Annotated in this window: 10 protein-coding genes; 5 read left to right on the top strand and 5 right to left on the bottom strand. The window is 63.2% G+C overall.

The window, feature by feature from the left end; translation table 11 throughout:
• Positions 1-47 precede the first annotated feature (47 nt).
• Genes IG169_RS06525 through IG169_RS06505 form a run of 5 tightly spaced genes read right to left on the bottom strand, consistent with a single transcriptional unit; the run spans position 48 to position 2,694 of the window.
• Positions 48-434 carry a hypothetical protein gene (locus IG169_RS06525; RefSeq protein WP_193175360.1) on the bottom strand — a complete coding sequence of 129 codons (387 nt, stop codon included), beginning with the start codon at positions 432-434 and terminating at the stop codon, positions 48-50.
• Between the two features lies 1 nt (position 435).
• Positions 436-1,215, bottom strand: a complete 780-nt coding sequence (locus IG169_RS06520; protein ID WP_193175359.1) for a metallophosphoesterase — start codon at positions 1,213-1,215, stop codon at positions 436-438.
• Positions 1,212-1,682 (bottom strand): hypothetical protein, encoded by a 471-nt coding sequence (locus IG169_RS06515; RefSeq protein ID WP_193175358.1) that lies wholly within the window; start codon positions 1,680-1,682, stop codon positions 1,212-1,214. Before IG169_RS06515 ends, IG169_RS06520 begins: the two co-directional genes overlap by 4 nt.
• Complete coding sequence (locus tag IG169_RS06510) at positions 1,679-2,140, bottom strand: hypothetical protein (RefSeq protein WP_193175357.1); 462 nt, start codon at positions 2,138-2,140, stop codon at positions 1,679-1,681. The genes IG169_RS06515 and IG169_RS06510 overlap by 4 nt, the downstream gene beginning before the upstream one ends.
• Entirely contained in the window at positions 2,137-2,694 is a 558-nt protein-coding gene (locus tag IG169_RS06505; RefSeq protein WP_193175356.1) for a hypothetical protein, read from the bottom strand. The genes IG169_RS06510 and IG169_RS06505 overlap by 4 nt, the downstream gene beginning before the upstream one ends.
• 502 nt (positions 2,695-3,196) lie before the next feature.
• Between IG169_RS06505 and IG169_RS06500 the strand changes: the two genes are divergently transcribed.
• The 5 genes from IG169_RS06500 to ubiV all read left to right on the top strand — a co-directional run bounded on the left by IG169_RS06500 (position 3,197) and on the right by ubiV (position 6,767).
• A complete protein-coding gene (locus tag IG169_RS06500; protein ID WP_193175355.1) occupies positions 3,197-3,502 on the top strand; it encodes a hypothetical protein in 306 nt (101 codons plus the stop codon).
• A gap of 405 nt (positions 3,503-3,907) precedes the next feature.
• A complete protein-coding gene (locus IG169_RS06495; protein ID WP_193175354.1) occupies positions 3,908-4,204 on the top strand; it encodes a DUF6455 family protein in 297 nt (98 codons plus the stop codon).
• Positions 4,205-4,288: 84 nt separating this feature from the next.
• Entirely contained in the window at positions 4,289-4,837 is a 549-nt protein-coding gene (gene ubiT / locus IG169_RS06490; protein WP_343225602.1) for a ubiquinone anaerobic biosynthesis accessory factor UbiT, read from the top strand.
• On the top strand, positions 4,834-5,844 hold the full coding sequence (gene ubiU / locus IG169_RS06485; RefSeq protein ID WP_193175352.1) for a ubiquinone anaerobic biosynthesis protein UbiU: 1,011 nt from the start codon (positions 4,834-4,836) through the stop codon (positions 5,842-5,844). Before ubiT ends, ubiU begins: the two co-directional genes overlap by 4 nt.
• A 2-nt stretch (positions 5,845-5,846) precedes the next feature.
• Complete coding sequence (gene ubiV / locus IG169_RS06480; protein ID WP_210325890.1) at positions 5,847-6,767, top strand: ubiquinone anaerobic biosynthesis protein UbiV; 921 nt, start codon at positions 5,847-5,849, stop codon at positions 6,765-6,767.
• The last annotated feature ends 30 nt before the right edge of the window (positions 6,768-6,797 follow it).

Here is a 6,797-nt window from a genome sequence, read left to right as displayed (position 1 = left end):
CCGCCCCGGCGGCCTTCATCTTCGCCCGCCGCCGGGCGCGTTCCTTGTCAACCATCCTGGTCTTCGTCGCCTCCGTTGATGATCGCGGCGGCTTCCTCGTCGGTCAGGTCCCGGATGACGGGAGCGGGACGGCCGCGCCATTTCACCAGGAACCTTGCCGTATCGTGCGCCGCTTGCATGTATGTCCGCATCCGCTCCTCGAGTATCGCCGCGAGGTCATCGTCCGGCCCAAGGCTCGCCGGGTTTTCGACGACGAGCCTTCTCGTTCCGTCCGGGAGACGGACGATGAGGATCTCGCTGTCGGCGTCCCAGCCGCACCAGAACACGGCAACCGCGGCCTCGATCTCGTAGTCGTCGGAGCCGAACCAGTCGTGCACGGTCTCGCGCAGCAGCGGCGTGTTGTGCCGCACGTGGAGTTCAGTTTTCTTGCCCATGTCAGACCTCCACCGTCAGCATCAGGTTCCAGACCCTGTTCTCCCCCGGGTAGCCCCTCGGATTGCATACGACACGCGTCACTCCGACCCAGTAGTCGAACGGCGCGTGGACATGGCCGTGCACCCAGAGGTTCGGTTCGTAGCGATCCATCAGCTCCGTCAGGTCCGACACGAAGGCTGGGTTCAGCCCGCTGTCGCGGAACTCGGGCGCGATGCTGCCGGGATGCGGCGCGTGGTGCGATACCACGACCGTCGGCCCGGCGAACGGGATCGACAGCGCCTGCTCGATGAAAACGCGACTGTAGGCGTGCATGTCGGCGGTGTGCGGCGCGATCAGGCTGAACCGGTCCTCCGACGAGCGGCCGAGGATCGCCTTGTAGTCCGCCATCAGCCCCTCGGCCGCGCGTTCCGTCCAGGCGATGTCCGCCGCCGTCTCGGCACCGAGGGCGAAGTCGGTCCACAGCGTGGCACCGACGAACCGCGCGCCCTCGACGAGCGCGATGTCGTTCTCGAGGAAATGGACATCTGACCACAGCGCCGCCTCGTCGCGGCCCTCCTTCAGGCCGTCGACGATGAAGTCGCCGTAGAACTCGTGGTTGCCCGCGACATAGACGACCGGCATCAGCGGCGCGATGTTCTCGCCCAGCCAGCGGACCGCGTTTCGGCAGCCGGGAAGCACGTCCCCGGCCACCACGCATACGTCCGCGTCCGGTGCGACGACCGGTCGCGGCAGGTCCTCGAACTCGAGATGCAGGTCGGACAGGATCCACAGCTCCGTCATCGCTCGCCCCTCGCGTTTACCGTGCCCGTCTCCGGGTCGATTTCGTAGACGCGGCCGCCGACCTGCCGCCAGTTCTGCTGCGGCATCTGGACGGTGTCCGGCTCGGTGTGCTCCTCGCACGCGACCGTGAGCCATCCGAGTTCGTCGCACCTGAGCGTTCCGCGCTCGCCGCAGACTTCGCAGTAGTGGCGCGAGCGCAGGATCGCGGAATCGAGCGCGTCGAGCACGTCCGACACGAACGCCTCATCGTCCCGGGCATCGCCGTAGTCGACGCGCATCGTCAATTCGGCCATTTGCTCGTCTGCATAGCGCAACCGGAACGAACCCTCATGCCCGTGCCGCCGCTCGAGCGCGGCGACCGAGTTCAGGAAGCTTGCGATGATCCACGCCCACCCGTCGGCACACAGGATCGTCGCTTTCTCGGTCATCACGGGGTGATGCTCCACCACATCTTTCAGCCTTATCATTGTTCGTCTCCCGCCGGTCCCGTGATCGTGACCTGGCCGTCCCTCTCGTCGTATTCGTAGGTACGCCAGCGGCCGCCAGTCCCCTCCCAGCGGATGCACCGCGATGCCGAGAGCGGCAGCGGTTCCACGCCGTGAGAGTGCTCGTCGCATGCCGCGAACATCCAGCCGTCGCTTCGCCTGCGGAGCCGTCCGGGCTTGCCGCAATGCTCGCAGGTAAAGCGCGAACGCAGCCGCAGGCACTCGACGGAATCCCGGAAGCGCTCGTCTCCGGGCGGAGAGAGCAGCACGCGCATCTCGCCGAACTTCTCCTTGGCCATGACGAGGTAGGCATTCCCGGCCTCGGACAGTTCCCTCAGCAGCGGCTCGAGCACGCGTGTCCAGCCGTCGAGGAAGCGCATCTCGTTGCGGTTCGGCAGCACGGCCGGGTAGTCCCGGTAGAGGTCGTCGATGGTCATCATTGCCCGTCTCCGTGTTCGGCCGTCAGTTGCCTGAACGTGCGCGGCGAATAGCCCGTGTCGGGGCAGTCCACGCCGACATCGCGGCTCAGCCCTTCCCCGGGCAGGTCGCCGTGGCTGTGGCCGTAGAAGTGCCACGCGCCCCTGTGAGCGCCCGGCCATGTCCGCATCGCGTAATGGCACAGCACCAGTCGATGGCCTTCGTCGTTCGTCACCTCGATGTCGCGCGGTTCCTCGTCCCAGGGCAGGTCCGCCAGTGTCGAATGCAGCGATCCGTCCTTGCGCTGGTCGTGGTTGCCGATGACGAGCCGCTTGCGGCCGTTCAGCCTGTGAAAGATGCCGCGCACCCGCTCGGCGCGATCGTGCAGCTGGAAGGCGAAGTCACCGAGATGGTAGACGATGTCGTCCTCGCCGATGACGGCGTTCCAGTTGGCGATCAGCGCCTCGTCCATCTCGTCCGTGCTCGCCCAGGGACGGGGCCGGGCGAGGGTGTCGCCGATCATCAATCGGTGCCCGAAATGAGTGTCGGCAGTGTAGAACTTGCGCGCGTATGCCACTTGATTGTCCTCTTGTCCGGCGACGGGAAGGCGGCTGTCCATCGGCCCGATCGGTTCTCCGACCGGGGCGGGGCCTCGCCATCCGTTCGTCGCCGGCCGGACCCTAGGGCCCAGGATCTAAGAAAATGCGATCGGGATGCGGTCGCTGCATTGAGCCGCATAAGCGGTCACCGTATCGACCCCGATCACGCGGAGTCGGAGTGGAAATCGGCGGCGGCGGAGAGGGGGGCATGTTGAATGCCGAGCGCAACGGTCGGATGCCTCGCCCGCAAGCCGACACTATGCCCCGGCAACTTGAGATGATTTGAGAATGTAACCCGCAGGTGTCACCGAGGCGATCTGCTGGCTGGATTCCCGGAGCCGTGAAATCGGTCTTTCCCTTAGTGACATCTCGTAGAGACGGGGACTGTATGGGCGCGGTAAGAGATCGAGGCTTTTGTGGCTTGCTGTCTGTGGGGTCACCGTCACTGCATCGACACGTAGTGACCGCGAGGAAGAATGGATGCCGAGACCCGCCGACCCGATGAATGCCGCGCGGCAGCTGCGCCAGCGGGACTATCGCGCGCGGCTGCGGGCCGCCGGCTGTCCGGAAGCGAGTGCCATCGACATCGTGCTGGCGGAAGCGGTTGCAAGGCAGGTGTCGCGGGCCGCGAGGGACGGGAAGCTGGAGCCGACGGGCGAACTCGGCATCGTCATCCGGATCGCGCTGCGGCGGCTTGTCGAACTCGGGTACGATGCCGACCACGCGAGGAGGAAGACTCGGCAGCGTCTGGGGCGCTTTGCGTGCGGAGCATTTGTTAGGGATTGAGGCTATCGAGCAGTTCAAGGTGTCAACGCAAACGGCAACCTGTTCTCCCCGTTACTCCCGTGTTCGGAATCGAAAGACCACAGGTGCTCGTAGTGTCGCTTGTTGCGCCGCAGAAAGAAGCTATGACCGGAGATCTCGATCAGGCGACGAGAATTCGGCGGTTCCGAAGCTCGACGAATGCTGACCACCTTTTTGTGACGCTGGTGGGTCGGCACATTCGATTAGCCTCGTAACTGACTACTCCGTTACGCACATTTAGAATTTGCGGTTACATGGTGACGAGAAGATGATCAGGCCGACGGTCCAGCGTTGGGGGCAAGTCTACAACTTGTTCCGAGTTTGCGCTGGAACAAAGAAAGCAGGCGAAAATGATGAAAGCTTTCGCGTGGAGACAAGGAGCAGGTGATGGGAATCCTCAGACGAATTTCGATGCGAATGGATCGCCAAGCCCAACTGATGGGCGCGATGCTGGAGCGGCTTGAGGTGGACGCGGGGAAGGCCGGGCTCGACGGACAGGGGTGGCGCATGGAAAACGCCATCTGGTCATGCATTTCCTGTGCGGACAGCGATGCTTGCGAGCGCTGGTTGCGGGATCAGGCGGACAGCAAGAGCGCGCAGGGGCCGCAGTTCTGTCTGAATCGGACATTCTTCGCCCGGCACCGCAACCGACCCAAGGCATCGGGATGCATCATTGAGAACTGAAACCCGGGCGCGCAATCCGTCGCAACCGTGCATGCCCATCGTCAGGCGATCACGCCTTGCCAACCCCATTGAAAAGGTGAACCGATGAACTCCGAAAGGCGTGACGGGCCGCGCGCAACCGGATCGATCGTCGGCACCGTTTCTGTCCCCCATCTGATTGGCCGGCTGATGCGGCCGTTGCCGTTGTTCCCAATACAACCGATACTTGGACGCATCGTCCGGGAAGTCGCTTGCAAACGACCGGAACTATTCGAACGCCTGGGTCCGCATGTGCGGTCGGCCTTCGTCATCGATGTCAACGAATTGCCCTTCGTTTTACTCCTGAAACCGGATCCGGCTGCGCCGGGATTGAGTGCGCTCCGGCGCGGTCCTTCCGTGAGGGGCGATGCGACGATACGCGGGCCGTTCATGGACCTTTTCCGGGTAGTCGACGGACGCGGCGATTCCGATGCGCTGTTCTTCTCGAGGGACATTAACATCGGTGGCGACACGGAAGCGGCGGTCTGCCTGCGCAACGCGCTGGACGACCTCGACGGAAGTATCGTCGAAGACATCGCGGCCATGGGTGGGCCGTTGTTCGCGCCGTTGCGGATGGTGGTCTCGCGGCTGCGGGCACTGGAGGAAAGAACATGAACGAAACTTTCGCGAAACCTGAGCTTGTCTGCCCCGCGGGCACGCCGGCGGCCTTGCGAACGGCCGTCGACGCGGGTGCCGACGCTGTCTATTGCGGCTTGGCGAATGAGACCAACGCACGCAATTTCGCCGGCCTGAATTTCACGCCACAAGCGTTGGAGCAATCGATTGCCTATGCGCATGACCGGGGCGCCAAGGTTCTGTTGGCGGTGAATTCCTTTGCAACATCACCGCGCGCGCAGTTGTGGTTCGATGCGGTAGACCTTGCTGCCCGGCTGCGCGCCGACGCGGTCATCGTGGCCGACATCGGTGTCGCCTCCTATGCGGTGTCACGTTATCCCGGATTGCGGCTGCATCTTTCGGTTCAGGCGGGTGCATCGTCGCCCGAGGCGATCAGATATTATTGCGAGGAGTTCGGGATCTCGCGCGTGGTGCTCCCGCGGATCCTGACGGTTCCGGAGATCGACGCGATCCACCGGGAAATACCCTGCGAGATCGAGGCATTCGTGTTCGGCAATATCGGCATGATGGCCGAGGGGCGTTGCAGCCTGACCAACTATGTCACCGGCGTGTCGACGAACATGAACGGCGTATGTTCGCCGGCGAGCGATGTGCGCTACGTCGAACATTCGGACGGCAGCACGGCTGCGACGCTTGGCGACTTTGAAATCGACTGCTACGCCGCCGAGGAGAAGACCGGTTATCCGACCATATGCAAGGGACGCTACATGCGTCCGGGCCGCGAAGAGCCTTACTATGCATTCGAGGAACCGGTCAGCCTGAACCTATCCGCCCTATTGCCGGACCTGGTTCGGGCGGGCGTTTCGGCCCTGAAAATCGAGGGGCGGCAGAGGTCCCGCAGCTATGTCCATTCGGTGGTGTCGGCCTATCGCAGGGCGGTCGACGATGTCGCTGCGGGCCGCACCCCGGATCTCTCGACGCTCGCGATGCTGACCGAAGGCGGGAAGCAGACGCAAGGCGCATACGCGACGAAGAAATGGAGATAGGCATGGCGAAACCGCAACTCACCATGGGGCCGGTGCTTTTTCATTGGTCGGCGGAGCAGAAAAGGGACTTCTGGTTCAGAGTGGCGGACGAGGCACCGGTGGATGTCGCCTATCTCGGCGAAGTCATCTGCTCGAAGCGTACGCCTTTTTTCGACAGCCACCTGCCGGAAGTCGCCGAGAGGCTGATCGCGGGCGGGAAGAAAGTCGTCTGGGTGACGATGGCGGAAGTGCTCAGCAAGCTGGATCGGAATACGGTTTCGGGAATGATCGTGCTCGAAGGCGCGGAAATCGAGGCAAACGATTCCTCCGCTCTTTCGCGATTGTCCGGACGACCGCACCGGATCGGCCAGTACTTCAATGTCTACAACGAGTTGGCGATGGAGCATCTGGCGCGTAACGGCGCTTGCCATTTCACTCTGCCGGTCGAATTGCCGGCGGGATCGTTCTCGACACTGGCGGCAACCGCGCACAAGCTGGGCGCGGGCATGGAGGTTCAGATATTCGGTCGCGTCGGACTAGCCCTCTCGGCGCGCTGCTACCACGCGAGGGCGCACGGACGGACAAAGGACAATTGCCTTTTCGTCTGCGAGAACGACCCGGACGGCATGGATCTGAAGACGCATTCCGGAGCGCCGTTTCTCTCCATCAACGGTATACAGACGCTGTCGCATCGGTTCCTGAATCTGTCTCGCGAAGTCGGGGAACTGAAGGAGATAGGCGTAACCGCTTTTCGCCTTTCACCCCACAGCTGCGACATGATCGCGGTTTCGCGCCTCTATCGTGAATTGCTTGATGAACGCGTCACTGCGGATGAGACCGACAACCGCCTCGTGGAATTGGGTGTGCGGCAGCCGATGATGAACGGTTTCTTCCACGCGAAACCCGGATTCGAAAGGGTCGCTGCCCACGCAAGCGGCGAATAGAGCCAACTGCTCGTGCCATTGCGATCTTCT

It is taken from the genome of Oricola nitratireducens (genome assembly GCF_014904745.1).
GTDB classification, from domain to species: Bacteria; Pseudomonadota; Alphaproteobacteria; order Rhizobiales; family Rhizobiaceae; genus Oricola; species Oricola nitratireducens.
This window is presented reverse-complemented; position numbering and strand designations above follow the sequence as displayed.

Excerpts from the sequence above, each read along its gene's own strand:
- IG169_RS06520 (WP_193175359.1), bottom strand. The coding sequence starts at position 1,215 with ATGACGGAGCTGTGGATCCTGTCCGACCTGCATCTCGAGTTCGAGGAC.
- IG169_RS06515 (WP_193175358.1), bottom strand. The coding sequence starts at position 1,682 with ATGATAAGGCTGAAAGATGTGGTGGAGCATCACCCCGTGATGACCGAG.
- ubiU (WP_193175352.1), top strand. The coding sequence starts at position 4,834 with ATGAACGAAACTTTCGCGAAACCTGAGCTTGTCTGCCCCGCGGGCACG.
- IG169_RS06500 (WP_193175355.1), top strand. The coding sequence starts at position 3,197 with ATGCCGAGACCCGCCGACCCGATGAATGCCGCGCGGCAGCTGCGCCAG.
- ubiT (WP_343225602.1), top strand. The coding sequence starts at position 4,289 with ATGAACTCCGAAAGGCGTGACGGGCCGCGCGCAACCGGATCGATCGTC.
- IG169_RS06510 (WP_193175357.1), bottom strand. The coding sequence starts at position 2,140 with ATGATGACCATCGACGACCTCTACCGGGACTACCCGGCCGTGCTGCCG.
- IG169_RS06495 (WP_193175354.1), top strand. The coding sequence starts at position 3,908 with ATGGGAATCCTCAGACGAATTTCGATGCGAATGGATCGCCAAGCCCAA.
- IG169_RS06525 (WP_193175360.1), bottom strand. The coding sequence starts at position 434 with ATGGGCAAGAAAACTGAACTCCACGTGCGGCACAACACGCCGCTGCTG.
- ubiV (WP_210325890.1), top strand. The coding sequence starts at position 5,847 with ATGGCGAAACCGCAACTCACCATGGGGCCGGTGCTTTTTCATTGGTCG.